Source organism: Aliivibrio logei, from assembly GCF_001691055.1.
GTDB lineage: Bacteria > Pseudomonadota > Gammaproteobacteria > Enterobacterales > Vibrionaceae > Aliivibrio > Aliivibrio salmonicida.
In genome coordinates this window covers 58,553-79,264 of the sequence record NZ_MAJU01000024.1, presented here as the reverse complement: position 1 = coordinate 79,264, position 20,712 = coordinate 58,553, and the positions used below count along the sequence as shown (strand labels likewise).

Below are 20,712 nucleotides of genomic sequence, written 5' to 3'. Positions count from 1 at the left end.
TATATATGGATAATTATAAATTAACCAAGTTACAAATAAGGCTTATTGATTGGATTGGACCTTATTTGATTAGAAAAAAACAAAAGAAAATGCAATTTGATCTAATTAAAGAATTAATTTATTTTTACCTGAAAAAAACAGCGTATACACTGCCTTATGGTCGGTTTACCGAAGGTGAACGCTACATAAGTCAACGTTTTTTTGGCTTCAAAGTTGGAATGTATAGTTATCGATATCAACAGTTTTGGAAAGATGACAGCTTAATAGAATCAATAGGTGCCTATTGCTCATTTGCAATAAATATAACCGTTGTCGGTGGTAATCACCCTATAGATTTAGTGTCATCACATCCATTTCTATTTAACAAAGAATATGGTTGTGTGAGTAAAAACCAAGAAATTCTAGACCAAAAAATTACGATTGGTAATGATGTATGGATTGGTGCGAATGTAACATTACTCCCAGGGATCACTATTGGTGACGGAGCTATTATTGGTGCAGGTGCAGTCGTAAGTAAAAGTGTTCCCCCTTATGCTGTAGTTGTAGGGGTTCCTGCTAAAGTCATCAGATATCGGTTTGAGAGTAATATCATTGATGGGATGTTGGAATCTAAATGGTGGACTTGGGATGATGAAAAAATAAAAAAGGCCATCCCATTAATGAATGACCCAAAGCATTTTCTTCAATCGATTAAGTCAGGAAATATTTAGAACAAGGTTTTTATATAAGCTACTCGTTCTTTGAATGTGTGGCTTTCCTGATAACCTTTTTTATATGTTAATTTTGCGACATAAGCATTTTTGAATTCTTCTAAAGGCTCATAATTAACAACATCATTATTGGTCGTTTTGAGTAAATTAACCCAATTATTCATCGTTTCTGGTTGATTTAAAGCTTCGTTAAAAAAATAACATATAGAAAAATAAGGCATAAACCCTTTAGTCTCTGCTGTATTCACCGAATCTTTAAAAAAACGTGTATTTTCAGAATCTTTTAAACCTATTTTTTTTATGCTATTTGAAATGAATAAGCTGTGTTGTCTGCTTTTGAATAAATGTTCAATAAATAGCGCTAGAGTATGCTTGGTTATTTTGGATGCTTTGTGCGCGGCAATAAACCAAGCTTCTAATGGCCGAGTTTGATTTGTTTTATGGCGAAATGCAAAAAAAGAATTTGTTTCCGTTTCTTTATCAAGCCAAGTACTTAATGGTTGTAAACAAAATGTGGTAGTGTCTGCCCAAACGCCACCATAAGTAGAGAGAAGATATAATCGTAAGATGTCGGCTTTCATAGCAAAACCTAGATTCACGGTTGATAGTTTAAATACTGCATTAAAATCAAATCCTAACACCTTTTTTAAATTATCATCATTTAGTAAAATTATTTCATAATCAGGATTTAGTTTTGTCCATGATTCAATACTTATTTTGACTACTTCTGGTGCTGATTCTAGTGATGAATTCCAATATAACCAAAGCTTTTTGGGCATTGAGGCTTTAGCGTTTTTTTGCTCACGGCAAGCTGACTCTAAAGAGCGCAATGCATTTTGTGCTACGTTTAGTTCTATTTGTTTTGAGTGTGAAAGAGCGTTTGAATGAGTCAATATATTAATATTATAATATTCATTATAACGACGACTTAAAAATGGAATTTTTTGTCGTAACCAGAAAAAATCTTTTTCAAATAAGCGAGATTTAATTATGTGGTCTAACATTTATGAAACCTTATTAACTGAAGATATAATGGTAATTGATTTATTAATAGAGCCTTGTTGTTTTTTTAAAAACTGATAAGCATTATAAGATAACTTGTTTGCACTCTTCGTATTTGTTAATAAAGTTAATAGATTTGAGCATAGTTCATTATTGTTGGATACAATGCAACCTGATTGTTGTAGTAACTTATCTATTATTTCTTGAAAATTATAATAGCTAGGTCCTATTATGGTAGGTATATTTAGTGCAATTGGTTCTATTATATTATGCCCACCAACTTTATTTCCTATTAGACTCCCCCCCATAAAGCAAACATCAGAGGCTCCAATTAAAGTAAGCATTTCTCCCATAGTATCGGCAAGGTAAATTTGAACATCATCTGTTATGCATTTTTTTGACGTTCTTTTTGTTACTGTCATATTCTCTACGCAGCATAATTCAAAAACAGAATTAAAACGTTCAGGATGGCGAGGGACTAGTATTAACAACACATCAGGGATGGATTCTAGCAGCTTTTTATGCGCGATTAAGACTTGTTCATCTTCGCCTTTATGAGTGCTTGCTGCTATCCATATAGGACGTTCAGTACCAAGTTGTTCGCGAAGGTTTTTTCCTAATGTAATAATGTTATCTGTGATTTCAATGTCAAATTTAACAGAACCCGTGATGTGAACTTTCTCTTCCTGAATACCAAGGGCGATAAAACGATTTGCGTCATCTTGATATTGGCAACAAATATGGGTTAAGTTTTTTGCTAATAAATTAAAAATGGGCTGAATTTTTTTGTACCCTAGATAAGATTTTTGGGATAAACGGGCGTTTAATACCGAGATCGGAATATCATGTTTAGCTACGGTATAAAGTGTATTTGGCCAAAGTTCGGTTTCCATGATCAGCATTTTTTTAGGATTAGTTACCTTTAAGAAGTTACGGATAGCAAAAGAAAAATCGATCGGCATATATCGATGTTCTACTAATTCACCGAGTTTTTCTATTTGTTCAGCCCCAGTACTTGTCGTTGTCGTAACAAGAATTGCTTGTGTTGGGTTTTGTTTTTTTAGGGCTTTTATTATTGGGAGCGCCGCAATTACTTCACCGACAGAGACAGCATGAATCCATATCGGTTGTTTTATTGTATTTAATTTGGGAGTGAATCCGAAGTGTTCCTTCCAACGTCCCCCAAAAGGTGGTTTCCCTTCTTTCTTCTTATACAGAGAGTAGAGAAGAAAGGGGGAAAAGATACTTAGAATTAAGGTATAAAAAAAGCGAATCATAGACTAAATAAACTCTTCGATATATTGGTTAACGATGATTTCGCCATCGAATTTACTTAATGTGCATTGAACAAAGTGAGAAAAGCTATCGTCCCACTGATATTGTAGTGCGTAGTTAATTTTGTCACCAAGTGCCTCCGGTGTTTCTTTTGCTAAGAAGGGTTCTAATTGATCATTCATAATTTGACGAACCCCACCTTTACTGTCTGTTGATACCACTTTGGTGTTGCAAGCAAGCGCTTCAATTAAAACCATACCAAGACCTTCAAACTTTGAGCTTAATACAAATAAATCGGCCTGTTGGTACCAAGGGAATGGGTTGTTTTGCTGACCTTTAAAATGAACTCGATCTGTAAGATGTAACTCTTTTACAATCGTTTTAATATTATTTAAGTCTTTACCGGCACCAACAATAATCAAGTCTTGTTCTATGTGATATTTCGTAATTGCATAGTGATAGGCTTTAATAAGCAATGTAAAGTTCTTCTGTGGGACAAGACGGCCTAATCCAAGAACATAAGGTTTTGGATGTAAAATTATGTTATTTCTCATCGCATCTGTTTTGATCTTATTAAAATCATTTGGATTATTTAATGTAATTGCTTTGTTTGTCGTAATGCTATGGGTAGAAATCATGTCATTAAAGCTATCTAATGCGCCATTAGATACACAAACTACATTTCTATCTTTGAATAATTGAGTTAAAACCCATTGAGATAATTTGCCATACATGTATTTATTTTGAACATTTTCACAAACATAAACAAATCGTTTATCTTGTATTGGCCAGATGTGCTCAAATGTCCCTTGGCCTCTAAAAATGATTAAATCAAATTTACCATTTTCTTTTTCTAGATTTTTTAGCTGTTTTTTAAAGACAATAGCCTCTGCATACGCAAACCAAATTGGAAAGGTTTTTCTGAAAATAACATTTAAAAATTGGCAGATGATGAACCAAATAACGCCTATACCGCTAAAGAGAACCGCCTTCTTAAGATTAAAAAGTCGTACCGAGATATCATTATTTCGCGGTTCAATTTCTTTTTTTCTATTTTTTAGATAGATCAAATCGGTATCATGTCCAGCTTCATGACATGCATCTGCTAAATTTACCGCGACGCGTTCCATGCCACCCATTTTTAAACAATTAACAATCACCGCAATTTTCATATTAGATTCTCCTTGTTTAAAGGTTGGTATTTTAGAATGAGGCAGATCGTAATTATAGCTAATAGGAATGAACCACCTAACAATACTGTATCTACCATCGAAATTATAAAGGTAAAGCTAGATAAGGAGAGGCCGAGCACCCAATAACTACTGCCTTTTAGTAATAAATAAGGAAGTAACGTGAGTAATATTGTCATTAAAAAGCCTAATATGCCTAATTTTGCCCAAGAATCGATGTAAACATTATGTAATGTGCTGAATGTATTTATTACTTTATTCAGCGATTTTTTTTCTACTGTTTTAGTTTTTATTTCTTTGTAATCTTTGCCATGACCAAATAAAGGGGCTTCTTTTATCATTGACATACCAACGGTTAACATTTGAATACGTAACCCAACAGATGAGTTTAAATCCCCATTTGATATACGACCGTATTCGGTCATGCTTTTTTTATAAAGGATATCTATTTTTTCTTGATTAAAGTAAATTGAAATAAATACAATTGAGAGCAAAATTCCAATTGTTTTTAATTTTGATTTGTTTATTAAAATAGTATTGAATGATAGAGCAAGTAATGCAAATAGTGATGCAGCAAGAACGCCTCTTGATTGCATAACTACAACACTAAAGGTTAATAGTAGAGATGAAATTAAACTAACAACAGAGAGGAGAGTTGGCTTTTTAAAATCAACAAAATTAAAGGATAGGATCAGGAAAATACCAAATAAAGGGGCGTATAAATTTGGGTTCATGATTTCTACTGGGCGATAAATATCTTTAATAATAGTTGTGTAGATAAGGTAACTACTGTTTAAGAGAATGCCTAATAATATAGGGATATATAGGGAACGTTTAGTTGTGTTTTGGGAATAGATGCAAATAAATAAAACTGAAAATATAATACAGGATCGCATAAAGCTTCCATATATCCCACCATAAAGCTCTTTAGTAATAATTACAATTAAAGTGAAGAATAATGATAAAATTATTATTTTATTTTGTTTGATTCGGTTGAGCAATATAGTGGTTTTATTTGTCAATAAGGTGAATAATAGAAAAACAATAGAAATTCCAGATAATAATTTCAGACCATCAGGTAATAGCCATAACCCAGCCATAATCCATAGAATAGAAATAAATACAAAAAAGTTATGAATGTAAATTCTCATAGTTCAAATTCGCTTTTATGAGAGAGTTTCCCTGTAGTAAATAAAGGTAACTTTTCAAGTGGAATATTAGTTTCGTTGATGCAAAATACAAGTGGAGATAATTTTTCAAAATTTGATGAAAAATACAAAATGTTGTCATTATTTATATAGCAAAATGTGGGGAATAAATTCATAGAATTTGAAGATTTTAAGTTTTTTTGATAACAAGTAATCATTTCTTTTTTTACAATGTCATGAAATGAATAAAGATATAATAATGAAAAAGGAGTTAATCTAAATTTTTCTTTTGACCAGTTTTCTACATCTTTAGAATATAAATTAAATACCATTTCTAATCTGGATTTTTTTATTGCTCTAATTCCGTGTCGTAATCCATAATTTACGCAACTTCCGGTGAGTTCTTTTATTTTATTACGACTATTTTTTATTGCGAGCATATTATAAGTCGCATTTTCTTTGATTTTTTTTCTAGATTGAAATATTGACGATGTAAATAGCTTCGGCATATCTTTTTTGAAAAAATCCGATATAGATGTTTCTTTACCTAGCATCATATCGTCATTAAAATAAATGAAATGTTCAGATAAATTTGGTATTTTATGTAAATAGCTTTCAATCACACTTGAATTGAATGTTGGTAATAATTGTTCTGGAATTATATCTTTATGATCAATGATCGTCAGCTTGTTAGATTCTTTCAACCATGCAGGACTTTGATTATCAGTGATGATATAAATGTGATTAACCCATTCTGCAAATTGGCATAGTGAGCGGAGAGAATATTTCAATTCATTATGATGAAGATATCGTTTATCACCTATTTGATTATTTTGACATTGCTGATACCCTTCTTCCGAATTTAAATGAAATTGTTTTTTTTCTTGCCAAACTGGGTCAGTTCCATCGACCCAAGTATAAACAATATCTACTTTATTAATTGTCATAAATATACTTCTATAATCCAATTTTAGCGATGACATTTCTTGGTTGGAGTTCTTTTAGGCACTTTAAATGCCCCAATGGACACTCACGCTTAAAGCAAGGTCGGCACTCAATGTCAGTACTTACAATATCGACTTTTTTAGCCAAAGGCGGCGTGTATTTCGGAGAGGTTGAGCCATATACACCGACAACATGACAACCTACAGCGGCAGCAACGTGCATTAATCCAGAATCGTTACTAACGACAGTTTTACATGCCGCTAATAAATCGACGGCTTCAATTAAACTTGTCTCTCCGGCAAGGTTAAAAACACAATGCTGGTTATTACTATCGACTAACGATTTAATGTTTTCTGTCGTCTCTTTATCTTTTGCTGAGCCAAATAACCAAACTTGATAACCTTGATTAATCATTTCATTAGCAACAGCGGCATAATGCTCAACTGGCCATTGTTTCGCTGGACCAAATTCAGCACCAGGGCACAAACCAAGTACTGGTTTTGTTACGGATAAAGAAAACTTGTTCAATGTCGTTTGTTGAACATCTGCATCAATGGAAAGCTTAGGATGAGGTAAGTTATCTAACCCCCCAAGTGATTCAGAGTTAATCATTTCAGATTTTGGGTGTGCTAAGGCAACATAACGCTCAACCATGTATTGAAATGATTTTTTATTCGGACGTAAATCGTTTAATAAGCCATAACGCATTTCGCCTTTCCAACCTACGCGTGTAGGTATGTCAGCAAACCAAGGAATTAAGGCCGATTTAGCGGAATTAGGACAAATATAAGCGTGAGTATAATTATTGGCTTTGAGCTTTTTGCCGATCCGGCGACGGCCAAGTAAATCAATATCGCCATGACCTAGAGGCATCTCGATTGCTTGATTCACTTCTGGCATACGCTCTAGGATTGGCTTACACCAAGCTGGAGCCATAACATCAATAATCGCTTCAGGGTGTTGCTGCTTTAACGTGATATACAGTGATTGAGACATCACCATATCACCAACCCAAGAAGGGCCAATAATTAAAATCTTCATGTCATACCAATGATTAAAAGTTCAGATTAGTCACAAGCTATTAAAAGAATGTAGAGATGTATATAGTGAAAAATAGCGGTTCACAAATCGCTCTTAATTCAGCAAGTCACATAATCTGAAATCTGTGTTATTTATTAATAATTGCCATATATTCAGCAACGCCATCGGCGACTGACTTAAATTCAACATCACAACCGGCAGCGCGCAATTTTGTTAAATCGGCTTGGGTGAATTCTTGATAAGCGCCTTTTAAATGGTCAGGAAAAGGTATGCTTTCTACAGCACCTTTGTTGTGATGCTTGATCACCGCATCCGCCACCGCTTGGAAAGGTTCAGCTCGGCCAGTACCACAGTTATAAATACCAGATACGCCATTTTCTAAGAACCAAAGGTTCACTGCGGCAACATCACCGACGTAAACAAAGTCACGTTTAAATTGGTCACTGCCTTCAAACAATTTAGGGTTATCGCCAGCATTCATTTGGTTGTTTAAATGGAAAGCAACAGAAGCCATTGAGCCTTTATGTTGTTCGCGAGGACCATACACATTGAAGTAGCGGAAACCCGTAATTTGAGACACGGTTTCACCATGCGCTTCAGCATCTGTCCATAAGCGACGAACGTAATTATCAAATTGTTGTTTTGAATAACCGTAGACGTTTAATGCGCCTTCGTACTCACGTTCTTCAATGAAGGTATCGGTATCGCCGTAGGTAGCAGCAGAAGAAGCGTACAAGAATGGGATCTCACGTTCGATACAAAAATGAAGCACTTCTTTAGAGTACTCATAGTTGTTCATCATGATGTATTTACCATCCCATTCCGTCGTTGCAGAGCAAGCGCCTTCGTGGAAAATCGCATCAATAGAGCCAAAATCATCACCCGCCATAATTTGGGTAATGAAATCTTCTTTATCCATGTAATCCGTGATATCAAGATCAACTAGGTTCTTGAATTTTTTACCATCTTTTAGGTTATCAACCACTAGAATATCGTTGAAGCCCTTGTCATTTAATGATTTAACAATATTGCTGCCAATCATGCCAGCGCCGCCAGTTACAATGATCATTTTGATACCACTAGATTTAATATAATTGGTTGAATTGTAGCAGAGAACAAAATCAGGCGCTACGTGGGAGAAGGGTTTTCAGGTCGCTTCGCTTTCAGGTTTCAGGGTAAAGCGGAAAGAGCGGAATTCAGAACGATTGCAGGCTCCCTTGTAGGGTTAAGAGATGATCACTGAAGTTATAGTAGCAAAGAATCGTTCCTCCCCTTGATAGATAAATTATTGGGATTGGTGATGTTGATAGAAGGAGAGGTTAGGAGGGGTTGTTAATGAATAACTTTGAATATACTCGCAATTGCTTTCGCTCTTTAATTGAATGTTATTTTTTTCTTCTATTGTTGATGGAATATTTAGAAATAAAAGCTATAACCCCCTCTAACTCCCCCTTGTATTGATTTAATCACTTTCATACATACGGCGTTAAAGGGGGAGAACATTCTTTATCGCTTTTATTACAACGATCATCCCTGAAACCAGAAAGCCAAGCTACTTGAATCCTAAGATCTAAAACCCAAAAGGACTGCCAATGCCAAAACCCCAAAAAAACTCCACGCAAACCATAAACCTAGACGTGAAATTAAAACATCATGGCGGAAAATTAGGCGTCACAGGCTCTTGCCACGAACTCAGTATTAATAACAACAGCAACAACCACGGCATATTAATCGACTGCGGATTATTTCAAGGAAAAGACGCGAAAGATAAAAACGGTAACGAAAGAAAGTTAGATATAGAGTTCTCAATATCACACCTAAAAGCATTAATTCTTACTCACACCCACATTGATCATATTGGTCGATTACCTTGGTTACTGGCCAAAGGATTTAAACAACCAATTTATTGCACCCCTGCAACCGCAGAGCTGGTTCCATTAATGTTAGATGATGGCTTAAAACTGCAACTTGGATTAAACAAAGGCCAAAGAGAAAGAGTGTTAGGCTTAATAAGAAAACAAATAAAACCCATCCCATACAACCAATGGCATCGAATCCCACTAAGTTCTTGCTCTTCTCTTTATGTACGCTTCCAACCCGCAGGTCACATTCTTGGTTCTGCTTATGTTGAGATTAAATTACCGAATAATGAGATTATCGTATTTTCAGGAGATTTAGGCCCTTCAAATACCCCATTATTGCCCGATCCTATTCCTCCGAAACGCGCAGATATCTTAGTGATAGAAAGTACTTATGGTAATAAAAGGCATGACAGTGTAGAAACCAGAGCATCGAGATTACAAGAAATTATAGAACGATCACTCGAAGATGGTGGGGCGATTATTATTCCTGCTTTTTCTGTGGGAAGAACTCAAGAGTTATTGTTTGATATTGAACACTTAATTCACCATCAAAAAATCGACACTAAAATCCCTGTCATCCTCGATTCTCCTCTCGCGAATAAAGTCACCAAACAATATCGACGGTTCAAAAAATTGTGGAGTAGAGAGGCGAAAAACAAAATCGTTAATCAACGACATCCCTTAAATTTTGAACAATGCATTACCATCGATAGTCATAAAGAACACATGGGCTTGGTGAATCGATTAAAAACAACGGCAGAACCGTGCATTATTGTCGCTGCCAGTGGAATGTGTAATGGCGGACGGGTGATGAATTACTTAGAAGCCTTACTCCCAGATAAAAGAACCGATATTATTCTGGCTGGTTACCAAGCGCATGGAACGTTAGGTCGAGATATTCAAAATAAACATAAAGCGGTATGGATAGACAACAAGGAGATTGAGATAAATGCACAGATTCATACCATGTCAGGGTATTCCGCCCATGCAGATCAAGTCGATTTGATTCGATTCGTCGAGGGAATAAAAGAAGGGAGAAAGGAGATTCATATCGTTCATGGAGAGAAAGACGCACGTGATGAATTAGAGAGAAAGCTCAAGATTATGCAGGATTAGAGTTCAGCGTCGTCAATATTTCCGCTATACTTCAGTAAGTAACAGTATTGATGTCAACCTCAAAAGGCGCTGAAAAGTCATGAAAACAAAAGACCGAATTATTTATGGTGCCTTAGAACTCTTTAATCAAGATGGTGAACGTAATGTGACGACGAACCATATTGCGGCGCACCTCGAAATCAGCCCAGGTAATTTATATTATCATTTCCGCAATAAAGAAGAGATCATCCATTCTATTTTTAATAATTACGCGCAAGAGTTAAAAACTCGTTTTCAACCGATTCATTTAGATGAGCAATCACAGACACCGAGTCTGCAAGTTATGCTCAACTATTTAGATTCTATTTTTGTGTTGATGTGGAGTTATCGATTCTTTTATGCGAATTTACCGGATATATTAGGCAGAGATCAAAGTTTGCAGCTAAAATACCTTCAAGCTCAACAAGATTTGAACGATAACCTGATTGGCATAATGAATAACTTTCGTCATGCTCAGTTAATTGATTTAGATGATGATGAACTTGCCGCATTGACCAAAACATTACACTTAGTGTCATCTTGTTGGATTAATTATCAGACGGTGATGTCATCTGACGTAAAAATTACAGAAACGGTTATTTATCAAGGTATGATTCAAATGCTGAATGTGGTTAGACCGATTGCAACAGAACTAGGTCGTCAACAGATTTTAGAATTAGAAAAGCATTATAAAGAGCGAATGAAGTAGATTCTCTGTTTGATTAACTCATTTAAAAGTAAGAATAAGTAACAAAAGTATTATTATTTTTTAGGAATATAAATGAATAACCCATCAACACAAGTACCTCATTACCCTCAATCTCCATCATTTCAAAACGATGAGATTGATCTTAAAGAACTTTTTATTGCACTTTGGAAAGGTAAGATCACGATTGTAGTATGTACATTGATATTTGCTATTGGTGCGGTGCTTTATGCGTTAACGGCTCAAGAATGGTGGTCATCTAAAGCAAAGGTGATGATCCCTCAAGTCCATGATTTTGCTGAATATCAAGAGCAAGTAAAGCAGTATCAACCCATTTTTGATATCTATCAAGAGGATGGAACTGTATTGGTAAGCGAAGAATTAGATTCATTAGTAGACAATGAAATATTATTTCATAACTTTATTAGTGCCTATAATTCGTCGAATAACAAAAAGAAATTTTTAGATGGTAGTGAGGAGTTTCAATCGTTTAAAGCACAACTTGATACAGATACAGATACAGATAAGAAGGAAGCAACGCGACAATTATATTCAGAATGGTTCCAAAAGATAAGTGCGGTTGTTATTGATCAAAAATCAGATGTGTCTCCATACAGTATTAGCTTACAGGCAACCACGAAAGAAAGCAGTTATACGTTACTCAATGAATACATTACTTCAGTAAAAGCGGTTGTGTTTAATGATGCGTTAAATAACCTTCAAGCGATTGTTAATGGTAAGCGAAACGAATTACGTCAACAAAAAACAATCCTAGAAACACAGGCAAAAAATCGTTTAACGGTTGAGATTGAGCGTTCACAGTATGGATTAGAGATTGCGAAAGCAGCACAAGTGAATAAACCGATTCAAAATATGGGAAATAATGAGTTATTTGCGATTGGTTTGGGTTCTCAGGCGTTAAGTGCAAAGATTAAAGCCCTTAAATCAGTAACGAATTTAAGTGTGATTGAACCAAGATTACAACAGATTGATGCAAAACTTGATATGTTAAAATCGATGAAAATTGACCGAAATATTCAATTTCAAACCTTTCGTTATTTAGAAAATGTGGAGCAACCTTTTACCCGAGATAAACCAAAACGTGCATTAATCGCGGTATTAGGAACGTTATTGGGGGGAATGCTCGGTGTTGCTATTGTATTGGTTAGATTCGCATTCAGAAAAGAAGATGAACTAGAGTCGTAAAAATCCCCATCCTATATAGTTTATTGAAAAAGCGAGCATGATGACTAAATCGGCTCGCTTTTTTATTAATTCTAGTCTGATTACTTATTAATAAATTTTCGTTTTATAATCCCTTTCGAGTAAACCAAGGGGATCTTTCATCCGTCAATTCATACAATTCATGCTGTTTATTCAACATCTGCCCGCCATCACGAGTGAGTGGTTGCCAATTAAAGCCAGCTCGGTTTTTACTTGGTTTCACCGTCATGATGTCAAAAGGTATCGAGAGATAAAACCCTTTGGTGTAGCTACCTTCGCCAAACTCTTCTGCTGATAAATCGGTAAAACTTGCGTAAGCGCCTGCGATAACACCCGAATCAAACTGTTTAGAAAAATCAATTCGCGTCCCCTTATCGCCCGCTAAGAATTGGCCCACACCGACTTTAAGTAATGTGTTTTTCAAGAACGACCATTGAGGGGTGTAATAGCCTGTCACAAATCCGGTCATACCGCTGGATATGACATAGTAATCATTGCCATCAGTACCACCAGATTGGAAATCTTGTTCGTAAAACCCAAACCAACTGTCTGGTGAACGCTGTTTAATGTACGTAGCATCAACACCTATAGCCCAATAACTGTTTAATGGGCGGTACATTACTTCTGAGCCAATGCCACCAAACATACTTTCTAAATAACCAGCATACGCTTGGCTGTATAATCCGGAACCGTACTCTTCAAACCAAGTTAATTGCAACGTATTTAAACGCACAGGGTTGTCATGCACATACGCTCTAAACAGGGTTCGAACTCGAGCAACCGAATTACCGGTGCCATCAGGGGGAGTAATGTAATTAAACTTATCGTAGTTGTCGATTAAGTTAAAATACAATCCACCAGAAAATTGAATATTATCTGTTAGCCATATTGATGCATCAGTATTGACACCAAGAGCATATAAATAAAAATCTTCGGCATTCCCAATAGATTGCGCTAGGGTAGGAGAAATAGAATAATCCCAACGCTCAAGATTATCACTTTTTAGCTCGTCTTCTGATGCCAAATAAGTGACGTCATCAACGTGAGTTGCATCCGTAATATCCGCATGAAAGTACGTATTATTGACCACTTTTTTATATTGTGCCGCATCAATGGTTGTTTCAGACAATGGCATCGATTGGTTAGCTTCAATAATGCGATAGGTTGAAATTGTTGTGGGAACGTTATTGGCTAAAATAGTGGCCGCACGCTCATGGGCTTCATTGGTGTCGCGGTATTTTGTTTGTGTCGCAATAACGGTGACCGAATCATCGTCTGCGTAAATTTGACTCTCTTCATAGCCAGCATTGCTATTCAGTTGTTGATTCACTCGTTGCCAGTTCACCTCATCGATAGATTGAGTCGTTGATTCGGTATAAGCAATGGTCGGTTCATCACGCCAAATGGCTTTCATGTCATTAAAGTTGGTGCTTAAATTAACCCCAAGCGTTAACGTATCACCACGCTCGTAACTCAGTTTGATATCACCCCAATCACCCAATCCATAAAGCACACCAAAATTCCAAGGGGTGTGTTGGGTCATATCCACATCACCACGAGTCACAGGGAAATCTTGACTGTAGTCATTACCGTCATATTCCACTTTTAAACGCAGCGGTTGATAAGGGGTTTGGTATTCTACACCGCCATAAATAGCCGCAGGGCCTTTAAACCAACGCTCAAAATCAACACTGCCGCCACTTCCTTTATAATCACCTTCTCGAGAGCAAAATTTATCAGACGCTTTACAAAGAGGGTTGGTAATATTGCCACTTTGGCCTAAATAGCCCCAGCCCATCCCAACGGTCACATCAAGATTTCCGAATCGTTTGGTTGCTGCAACAAACTCACCATCAAATAAACCGGTACCACCAAAATCACGCACACCGATTGAGGTCTCGGGTAACCAAGAACTTTCCTCAAGTAAACGAATTTTAAAGTCGATGCCTTTATCGGTGTATTTAGTGCTACCACTAAAATTCTCATCATTGCTATAAAGTAAATCTTGCACGAGCGTATAGCGAATGGTGGTCTCTAGCCAAGGCATGAGTTGTAAAGACACAGTGTAATGCTGATATTCATTATTCCAAGTGCCACCGACATTGAACTCTCCCTCTGGAGCCATTCGCCCAGAAGGCATTTGCATTAAACCCACCCCTCCAAAATCCGTTTGGGATGTCGAGAGTGTCACCGGGGTGAATACGCTGTTAGCGTCATTCGCAAGAGAAGAATAAGGTAAAGAAGAGACAATAAAACCAGCAATAAGCGAAAGAGAAAATTTAGGGTTCATCATTATTTAAAACGCCTTATTGCGAAGCAACTGAACAATAGAGTCGTTCAGAGTATGAAAGTCGGTAGGTAAATTGGCAAAGGGGACGTATACCGTTGCGCCTGGTGCGAGGTAAACGGTTTTATTTTGCCAAATTGAAAACTCGGTGGTTTGAACGTCGCCATTGGGTTGAATGACATAAATAATCGAAGTGTCCGCAAAAGGAGAAAGAGGCACTTTTTCAAGATAATCATCGATGGTTGCATGTTCAATAAGTGGCAATAAAAGGCTGTTTTCAGAATCAATCGCACCAAAAAAAGACACATCAATAGGACGAGGGCCTAAAGTAAGCTGATATTCTCCAGAGATAAGGGGGTTCATTTTGTCATTGATTCGAAGTAAATCGACATCTAATGAAGTAAAAATACGATCAACAAAGGTGTGTTTACGGAGTTGATTAGTGAGGTGTGTCGCAGATTGTTTAAACGTATGTCTAGATGAAAACAGTGATGTCTGTCGAGAAAGAGAAGACAGCGCATTCATAATGTCAGAGTATGTCTCATCCATGGTTTTTTGTTGATTACTGTCACTTAATACCGCGCCTAAATGATAAAAATCAGTCTGCTTATTTACGTCTTTAATCAGTTGCTCTAGTCGCACGGGGTGAGGGTAATAAAGTCGTTTTTTTTGGTTCGGTAACGTCACGGTTACCGTGTTTTTTTGATCAGAAACACGATGTTGTGTATCGGCAATACTGATTGATGGTATGGAGATTATCAGTAGAGTAATAAGAGAATAAAGAAAACGCATAATTGCTCTAGCTCACTTTAAGTTATTGGTTGTTATATATTGGTTTCTAATTGTAGGGCGAATGGTTTTAGAATCGTCATCTCAATACTGACCATGTTTGGTCCTAGATATTGATGAGACTTTACGACATTTAATTCATTATCGACCCAATATTGATTCGTAAAGGTATCGCCTAACGAGGGGATCGAAACAACCTCTACAATTTCAGTGACCTCCTTTTCCCATACTGTGTTTTTTAAGCGAGTTTCGCCTCGTAATATTGGCGTAATAGTGGCGTGATAATTAAATAAATACTGATCGCCAATGGTCCAATCATAATGTGCCGACCAAATGGTTTGTTTTTGCGTGATTGCCGCTAGAGAAGGCAATGGGGCAGAAGGCGTGTTTATTTCAGTGAGATTGAATTGCGGTAAACCCAGAGTTTTAACGATTCGACCATTCTCAGTCACGATCATCGCTTTATCGGAAGAGAGCCACTTTAATTGCATTGCCCCTGTTGCTGGGTTTGGCTCTGCAAATGCCAAGACCATAAATAATTTTGCCCCGCCATTAATCCGCACAAAGCTGCTTGCGTAAGGCAGTTCAATGATTTTTTGTGCAGTGAGTGAGACATCGTCTACACCAAAAATGGCTTCATCAAGAGTCGCGTTTACATCGTTGAATTTTTGAGTGCAGGCAGAAAGAAAGAGAACACTGATGATTGTGAGGAATTTAAGCACAGAAAACTCGTTAATAATAAAGAATGGGATTTCTAGATATAAAAATAGAAAGGGACGAGAGTCAAAAGGTAAATAATTTTTGGCTGTTCGTCCCTAAATTCTACAAAGTTACTTAGAAACAGTGGTCGTTGTAGAGTTTGAACTTGAATCAGCAACAGCAACGACAGCAACAGTAGCAGCAACACCCACAGCGATAGCGGTCGTTGTTGCAGCACCAGCCGCAGCAGCAGAAGCGCCAGCCGTACCAGCCGCAGCACCAGAAGTTGCTTCTGTAGCAACCGTTGCTACCTCAGCAGCAGCAAATGCAGATCCTGCCGTCATAGCTAGCATAAGAGCAATAGCAGTTTTTTTCATAAGATAACCTTATTTTTTTATATATTGATGAATATTTACTCAGTCTATGAGCAAACGTCGTGCACGGTACCATAAGTCGTTCTATAGGGTAAATATAAAAATTATTTATCAAATGTAATATTATCCTAATAAAATCTTATAAATGTTACATTAAAGACCCTTATTGATAGTTTTATATATTGAATGTTTTATTTTTTTATGGTTTCAAGTTTGTTTTTTGATAGGTATAATGCCGCGCTTATGAATGAATATGAATGCAATTGTTAACTCGTTTGAAATCTAAATTTAGCTGTTAATGAGACAGATTTTTAATGATGTTTTTGTTAATATAGGTGAGTTGACAACAGATTTGTTCATAGCTATCACATAAAATCAGTAGGGTATGCCTTATTGATTTCATATCATTGCGCTGAGAGGGAACGTGCTAATACCTCTGGGCGGTAGCGTATCCAAATTTTGTTATCGATAAGTTGACCATACCCATGAGAAAAATAAAAATATCAGTGTTGATAGGGGTAGCCTTACTCATACTAAGTGGTTGTACCGTTTTCCCTGGCACACATTTATCAACGTCGGATAAAAATAAAGTTGAAGACGAACAATCAGAAACTGACTATTCTGCGGCCGTTAATGTGTATGCCTTGACGCCTCAAAAAGTGGCTGAATATCAGGTTAAAAAAGCTGGCGCACAATCTAACCCCAAACTTGAAGCGCAAATCGCTAATTATGAATACCGTGTTGGTCCTGGAGATATACTTAATGTCACTATTTGGGACCACCCAGAATTAACGATTCCTGCAGGGTCTTATCGTAGTTCAAGTGAATCAGGCAACTGGGTGCATGCGGATGGCACCATCTTTTACCCTTATATCGGCACCGTGCAAGTTGCAGGGAAAACCGTTCGAGAGATACGAACCGATGTGTCTGAACAGCTAAGACGTTTTATTGAAAGCCCACAAGTTGATGTGAACGTCGCTGCATTTAGAGCGAAAAAAACATACGTAACGGGTGAAGTGGATAAACCAGGTCAACAAGCGATTACAAATATCCCCCTTACGTTATTAGATGCAGTAAATCGCTCTGGTGGTTTATCTGAAAATGCCGATTGGCGAAATGTCACGTTAACGCGTAAAGGTAAAGAAGAAACACTTTCTTTATATGCTTTAATGCAACGTGGTGATCTCACTCAAAATCGTTTATTAGAGCCGGGTGATATCATTCATGTCCCGCGTAATGATGCTCAAAAAGTATTCGTGATGGGTGAAGTGAAGAATCCGCAACTCCTTAAGATAGATCGTTCAGGCATGAGTTTGACCGAAGCGTTAAGCAGTGTGGGAGGGATTAATGAACTGGCGGCTGATGCAACCGGTGTTTTTGTTATTCGCTCATCAAATAAAGAAGACAAAAAAGAACGCATGGCGGATATCTATCAATTAGATATTCAAGACGCTTCTGCTCTTATTATTGGCACCGAATTTTATTTAAAACCTTATGACGTCGTTTATGTGACTGTTGCTCCTATCGCAAGATGGAACCGCTTAATTTTGCAATTAATGCCTACAATTACAGGTTTTAATGAATTAACGGAAGGTGTGTTACGAATTAAGAATTGGCCATAATATGTTTAATAAAATTTTAGTGGTGTGTGTGGGTAATATTTGTCGTTCGCCGACCGGTGAGTATCTTTTAAAAGCGTTATTACCAAATAAAACGATTGATTCTGCAGGCGTTGCAACGGAAAAAAGCCGGCTAGTTGGTAAACCTGCAGATACTACGGCAATAGAGGTAGCAGCAGACAATGGTGTGAATTTAAATTTACACCAAGCACGCCAATTAACTAGCGTAGTCTGCCGTGAATACGATCTCATTCTTGTTATGGAAGCAGGGCATAAAGAGGCTGTGACTCGGTTAGCTCCAGAAGCGCGCAGCAAAACCATGTTATTTGGGCAATGGATAGGGCAACAAGATATTCCTGATCCGTATCGCCAAAGTCGTGAAGCGTTTGAACATGCTTATACATTAATAGAGAAAGCAGCTCAAGAGTGGGCTAAAAAATTATAGTGAAAATTAAAAGGAATTATGGAGAAGCAATGCAAGCCATTTCATTGGCGCTTTTACTTCGCTCTTAGATCCCCTCCTCTTGCTTATATTCGGAATGCTAATGTCATCATCTTCAACAAAAAATCACGAATCATCTGATGAAATTGATTTATCTAAACTGTTTGGCTATTTAATTGATGGCCGTTGGTTAATTATCAGTATCACTACTTTATTTGCTATTGCAGGCATTGCTTTTGCTCTTTTATCGACCCCTATTTATAAAGCAGATGCTCTGGTACAAGTAGAACAAAAAAGCGGTAGCGGCATATCATCATTGATGGGTGATATGGGAGAAATGTTTGCCTCAGAATCATCGGCTACCACAGAAATTGAAATCATTAAATCTAGGATGATTTTGGGTAATACCGTTGATAAGTTAAATTTAACAACCATCGCCTCTCCTCACTACATGCCTATTATAGGTAAAGGGTTCTCTCGTTTAATGGGAGAAACGAAAGCCATTAACGTCAGTCGTTTTGATATCCCTTCTTATATCGAGTCACCTAATTTTTCATTAGTGTTAGATGATGCCGAAAAAGGGATTTATACGTTATTTGATGCAGAAGAACGCAAAGTGCTTTCAGGTAAAGTGGGTGAACTTGCAGAAAAACAAGAATTCCATTTATTTGTGATGCGATTAGAGGGAGAAAACGGAGATGTGTTTAATCTATCTAAAATATCTCGTTTTGATGCGATCTTAAATTTACAAAGAGGGTTATCTATAGCTGAGAAAGGGAATCAATCAGGCGTGCTTCAGTTTTCTTTTCAAGGGGAACATAAAGCCAAAATAGAAGCCATTATTAATGATGTTAGCCAAAACTATTTTTTACAAAATATCGCTCGTGATAGCGCTGAAGCAGAAAAAAGCCTTTCTTTTTTAAGCACGCAACTTCCTGCAATTAAAGACAAACTAACAGATTCAGAAAATATTTTGAATGATTTTAGATTAGAGCGTAAATCGGTTGATCTAAGCCTAGAAGCTCGCTCTGCTCTTGATGTAATAGTAAAGCTTGAAGCGCAATTAAATGAATTAACCTTTAAAGAAAGTGAAATTAGTCAACGCTTTACTAAAGATCACCCTGCTTATAAATCATTGTTAGATAAGCGCCTGACTTTGCTTGGTGAGCGTAAACGCCTAAACAAGCAAATTGAAAAGCTACCAAAAACCCAGCGTGAAGTACTACGTATGCAACGGGATGTTGAGTTAAATCAGCAAATTTATATTCAATTGTTAAATAAAACTCAAGAACTTAACATCATTAAAGCCGGCACCGTTGGTAATGTTCGCATCTTAGACACTGCACAAGCGTATTCTAATGCAGTAAAACCTAAGAAATCATTAATTGTTGTTTTAGCCACATTATTAGGGGGTATGTTGAGCGTGGCGTTGGTACTAGTTAAAGCGGCATTGCATCGTGGAGTGGAGAACCCTGATGAGATAGAAGCGTTGGGTATCCCCGTTTATGCCAGTATCCCGAAATCAAATTGGCAAGAAAAGCTCGATCTTCGTTATAATAAAAAGAAAGTTAAGCATTTAGAAACCTTACTTGCTGAATCTAATCCTGCCGATTTATCTATAGAGGCATTACGAGGTTTGCGCACCAGTATGCATTTTGCCATGATGGAAGCCAAAAATAATGTAGTGATGATCACGGGCCCTGCCCCCAATATTGGCAAATCGTTTGTTGCGGTTAACTTTGCCGCCGTTATCGCGAAAACGGGTCAAAAAGTATTGGTAGTTGATGCGGATATGCGTAAGGGTTATATGCAACGTTATTTTGGTATGCAGTGGGATAATGGATTATCAGACTATCTTTCTGGTAAACTGACCTTAGAACAATCAATTCAAGTATCAGGGATCGACAATTTAGATGTGATGACTCGTGGCCAAGTACCTCCAAATCCATCTGAATTACTAATGACTAAGCGTTTCAGTGACTTTATTGATTGGGTATCAAATAATTACGATTTAGTACTTATTGATACCCCACCAGTACTGGCAGTAACCGATCCAAGCATTGTTGGTGCATTAGCTGGAACTACCTTAATGGTTGGACGATTTGATCAAACATCAATTAAAGAAATTGAAGTAGCAAGACACAGGTTTGAGCAAGCAGGGATAGAGGTGAAAGGCTTTATTTTGAATGCAGTAGAGAAAAAAGCAAGTAGCTCATATGGTTATGGGTATTATAATTACAGTTATGAGAGCGATAAGTAGAGTTT

General features: G+C 36.9%; 18 protein-coding genes. 7 read left to right on the top strand and 11 right to left on the bottom strand.

Annotation, left to right across the window (positions count from 1 at the left end; all coding sequences use genetic code 11):
• Positions 1-5: 5 nt before the first annotated feature.
• Complete coding sequence (locus A6E04_RS21585; protein ID WP_065611871.1) at positions 6-710, top strand: CatB-related O-acetyltransferase; 705 nt, start codon at positions 6-8, stop codon at positions 708-710.
• Here the strand turns inward: A6E04_RS21585 and A6E04_RS16010 are convergent.
• The 7 genes from A6E04_RS16010 to rfaD all read right to left on the bottom strand — a co-directional run bounded on the left by A6E04_RS16010 (position 707) and on the right by rfaD (position 8,380).
• Positions 707-1,714: a capsular polysaccharide synthesis protein gene (locus A6E04_RS16010; protein ID WP_065611870.1), complete on the bottom strand. Its 1,008-nt coding sequence runs from the start codon at positions 1,712-1,714 to the stop codon at positions 707-709. The genes A6E04_RS21585 and A6E04_RS16010 overlap by 4 nt on opposite strands.
• Positions 1,715-2,989 (bottom strand): lipid IV(A) 3-deoxy-D-manno-octulosonic acid transferase, encoded by a 1,275-nt coding sequence (waaA, locus tag A6E04_RS16005; protein WP_065611869.1) that lies wholly within the window; start codon positions 2,987-2,989, stop codon positions 1,715-1,717. It abuts the gene before it with no gap.
• Between the two features lie 3 nt (positions 2,990-2,992).
• Positions 2,993-4,159 carry a glycosyltransferase gene (locus A6E04_RS16000; RefSeq protein WP_065611868.1) on the bottom strand — a complete coding sequence of 389 codons (1,167 nt, stop codon included), beginning with the start codon at positions 4,157-4,159 and terminating at the stop codon, positions 2,993-2,995.
• Entirely contained in the window at positions 4,156-5,277 is a 1,122-nt protein-coding gene (locus tag A6E04_RS15995; protein ID WP_175365440.1) for an O-antigen ligase family protein, read from the bottom strand. Before A6E04_RS15995 ends, A6E04_RS16000 begins: the two co-directional genes overlap by 4 nt.
• 47 nt (positions 5,278-5,324) lie before the next feature.
• On the bottom strand, positions 5,325-6,272 hold the full coding sequence (locus tag A6E04_RS21410; RefSeq protein WP_065611866.1) for a stealth family protein: 948 nt from the start codon (positions 6,270-6,272) through the stop codon (positions 5,325-5,327).
• A 10-nt stretch (positions 6,273-6,282) separates the two neighbouring features.
• Positions 6,283-7,311: a lipopolysaccharide heptosyltransferase II gene (gene waaF, locus A6E04_RS15985; RefSeq protein WP_065611865.1), complete on the bottom strand. Its 1,029-nt coding sequence runs from the start codon at positions 7,309-7,311 to the stop codon at positions 6,283-6,285.
• 127 nt (positions 7,312-7,438) lie between these two features.
• Positions 7,439-8,380: an ADP-glyceromanno-heptose 6-epimerase gene (rfaD, locus tag A6E04_RS15980; RefSeq protein ID WP_065611864.1), complete on the bottom strand. Its 942-nt coding sequence runs from the start codon at positions 8,378-8,380 to the stop codon at positions 7,439-7,441.
• Positions 8,381-8,903: 523 nt separating this feature from the next.
• On the opposite strand from rfaD, the gene A6E04_RS15975 reads away from it, so the two are divergent.
• The 3 genes from A6E04_RS15975 (at position 8,904) to A6E04_RS15965 (ending at position 12,219) form a co-directional block, all read left to right on the top strand.
• Positions 8,904-10,289, top strand: coding sequence for an MBL fold metallo-hydrolase RNA specificity domain-containing protein (locus A6E04_RS15975; RefSeq protein WP_065611863.1), 1,386 nt, complete (start codon positions 8,904-8,906; stop codon positions 10,287-10,289).
• Positions 10,290-10,368: 79 nt separating this feature from the next.
• Positions 10,369-11,016 (top strand): TetR/AcrR family transcriptional regulator, encoded by a 648-nt coding sequence (locus A6E04_RS15970; protein WP_065611862.1) that lies wholly within the window; start codon positions 10,369-10,371, stop codon positions 11,014-11,016.
• Between the two features lie 72 nt (positions 11,017-11,088).
• Positions 11,089-12,219 (top strand): LPS O-antigen chain length determinant protein WzzB, encoded by a 1,131-nt coding sequence (locus A6E04_RS15965; protein WP_065611861.1) that lies wholly within the window; start codon positions 11,089-11,091, stop codon positions 12,217-12,219.
• Between the two features lie 103 nt (positions 12,220-12,322).
• On the opposite strand, the gene A6E04_RS15960 is transcribed toward A6E04_RS15965, so the two are convergent.
• The 4 genes from A6E04_RS15960 to A6E04_RS15945 form a co-directional block, all read right to left on the bottom strand.
• Complete coding sequence (locus tag A6E04_RS15960; protein WP_065611860.1) at positions 12,323-14,530, bottom strand: YjbH domain-containing protein; 2,208 nt, start codon at positions 14,528-14,530, stop codon at positions 12,323-12,325.
• A 3-nt stretch (positions 14,531-14,533) separates the two neighbouring features.
• Entirely contained in the window at positions 14,534-15,316 is a 783-nt protein-coding gene (locus A6E04_RS15955) for a capsule biosynthesis GfcC D2 domain-containing protein (protein WP_065611859.1), read from the bottom strand.
• A gap of 32 nt (positions 15,317-15,348) precedes the next feature.
• Positions 15,349-16,035 (bottom strand): YjbF family lipoprotein, encoded by a 687-nt coding sequence (locus tag A6E04_RS15950; RefSeq protein WP_065611858.1) that lies wholly within the window; start codon positions 16,033-16,035, stop codon positions 15,349-15,351.
• A 108-nt stretch (positions 16,036-16,143) separates the two neighbouring features.
• On the bottom strand, positions 16,144-16,389 hold the full coding sequence (locus A6E04_RS15945; RefSeq protein ID WP_065611857.1) for a hypothetical protein: 246 nt from the start codon (positions 16,387-16,389) through the stop codon (positions 16,144-16,146).
• Between the two features lie 482 nt (positions 16,390-16,871).
• On the opposite strand from A6E04_RS15945, the gene A6E04_RS15940 reads away from it, so the two are divergent.
• From A6E04_RS15940 to A6E04_RS15930, 3 genes are all read left to right on the top strand, one after another.
• A complete protein-coding gene (locus A6E04_RS15940; protein ID WP_065611856.1) occupies positions 16,872-18,008 on the top strand; it encodes a polysaccharide export protein in 1,137 nt (378 codons plus the stop codon).
• A gap of 1 nt (position 18,009) precedes the next feature.
• The gene (locus tag A6E04_RS15935; RefSeq protein WP_065611855.1) at positions 18,010-18,450 is read left to right on the top strand and encodes a low molecular weight protein-tyrosine-phosphatase; all 441 of its coding nucleotides are present in this window, start codon (positions 18,010-18,012) and stop codon (positions 18,448-18,450) included.
• Between the two features lie 94 nt (positions 18,451-18,544).
• On the top strand, positions 18,545-20,707 hold the full coding sequence (locus A6E04_RS15930) for a polysaccharide biosynthesis tyrosine autokinase (protein WP_065611854.1): 2,163 nt from the start codon (positions 18,545-18,547) through the stop codon (positions 20,705-20,707).
• Positions 20,708-20,712 lie beyond the last annotated feature (5 nt).

What these genes read in the sequence shown, in the direction of transcription:
- A6E04_RS15960 (WP_065611860.1), bottom strand. Translation starts at nt 14,530, where the DNA reads ATGATGAACCCTAAATTTTCTCTTTCGCTTATTGCTGGTTTTATTGTC.
- A6E04_RS15965 (WP_065611861.1), top strand. Translation starts at nt 11,089, where the DNA reads ATGAATAACCCATCAACACAAGTACCTCATTACCCTCAATCTCCATCA.
- A6E04_RS15930 (WP_065611854.1), top strand. Translation starts at nt 18,545, where the DNA reads ATGCTAATGTCATCATCTTCAACAAAAAATCACGAATCATCTGATGAA.
- waaA (WP_065611869.1), bottom strand. Translation starts at nt 2,989, where the DNA reads ATGATTCGCTTTTTTTATACCTTAATTCTAAGTATCTTTTCCCCCTTT.
- A6E04_RS21585 (WP_065611871.1), top strand. Translation starts at nt 6, where the DNA reads ATGGATAATTATAAATTAACCAAGTTACAAATAAGGCTTATTGATTGG.
- A6E04_RS21410 (WP_065611866.1), bottom strand. Translation starts at nt 6,272, where the DNA reads ATGACAATTAATAAAGTAGATATTGTTTATACTTGGGTCGATGGAACT.
- A6E04_RS16010 (WP_065611870.1), bottom strand. Translation starts at nt 1,714, where the DNA reads ATGTTAGACCACATAATTAAATCTCGCTTATTTGAAAAAGATTTTTTC.
- A6E04_RS15945 (WP_065611857.1), bottom strand. Translation starts at nt 16,389, where the DNA reads ATGAAAAAAACTGCTATTGCTCTTATGCTAGCTATGACGGCAGGATCT.
- A6E04_RS15975 (WP_065611863.1), top strand. Translation starts at nt 8,904, where the DNA reads ATGCCAAAACCCCAAAAAAACTCCACGCAAACCATAAACCTAGACGTG.
- rfaD (WP_065611864.1), bottom strand. Translation starts at nt 8,380, where the DNA reads ATGATCATTGTAACTGGCGGCGCTGGCATGATTGGCAGCAATATTGTT.
- A6E04_RS15935 (WP_065611855.1), top strand. Translation starts at nt 18,010, where the DNA reads ATGTTTAATAAAATTTTAGTGGTGTGTGTGGGTAATATTTGTCGTTCG.
- waaF (WP_065611865.1), bottom strand. Translation starts at nt 7,311, where the DNA reads ATGAAGATTTTAATTATTGGCCCTTCTTGGGTTGGTGATATGGTGATG.
- A6E04_RS15995 (WP_175365440.1), bottom strand. Translation starts at nt 5,277, where the DNA reads ATGGCTGGGTTATGGCTATTACCTGATGGTCTGAAATTATTATCTGGA.
- A6E04_RS15970 (WP_065611862.1), top strand. Translation starts at nt 10,369, where the DNA reads ATGAAAACAAAAGACCGAATTATTTATGGTGCCTTAGAACTCTTTAAT.
- A6E04_RS15940 (WP_065611856.1), top strand. Translation starts at nt 16,872, where the DNA reads ATGAGAAAAATAAAAATATCAGTGTTGATAGGGGTAGCCTTACTCATA.
- A6E04_RS16000 (WP_065611868.1), bottom strand. Translation starts at nt 4,159, where the DNA reads ATGAAAATTGCGGTGATTGTTAATTGTTTAAAAATGGGTGGCATGGAA.
- A6E04_RS15955 (WP_065611859.1), bottom strand. Translation starts at nt 15,316, where the DNA reads ATGCGTTTTCTTTATTCTCTTATTACTCTACTGATAATCTCCATACCA.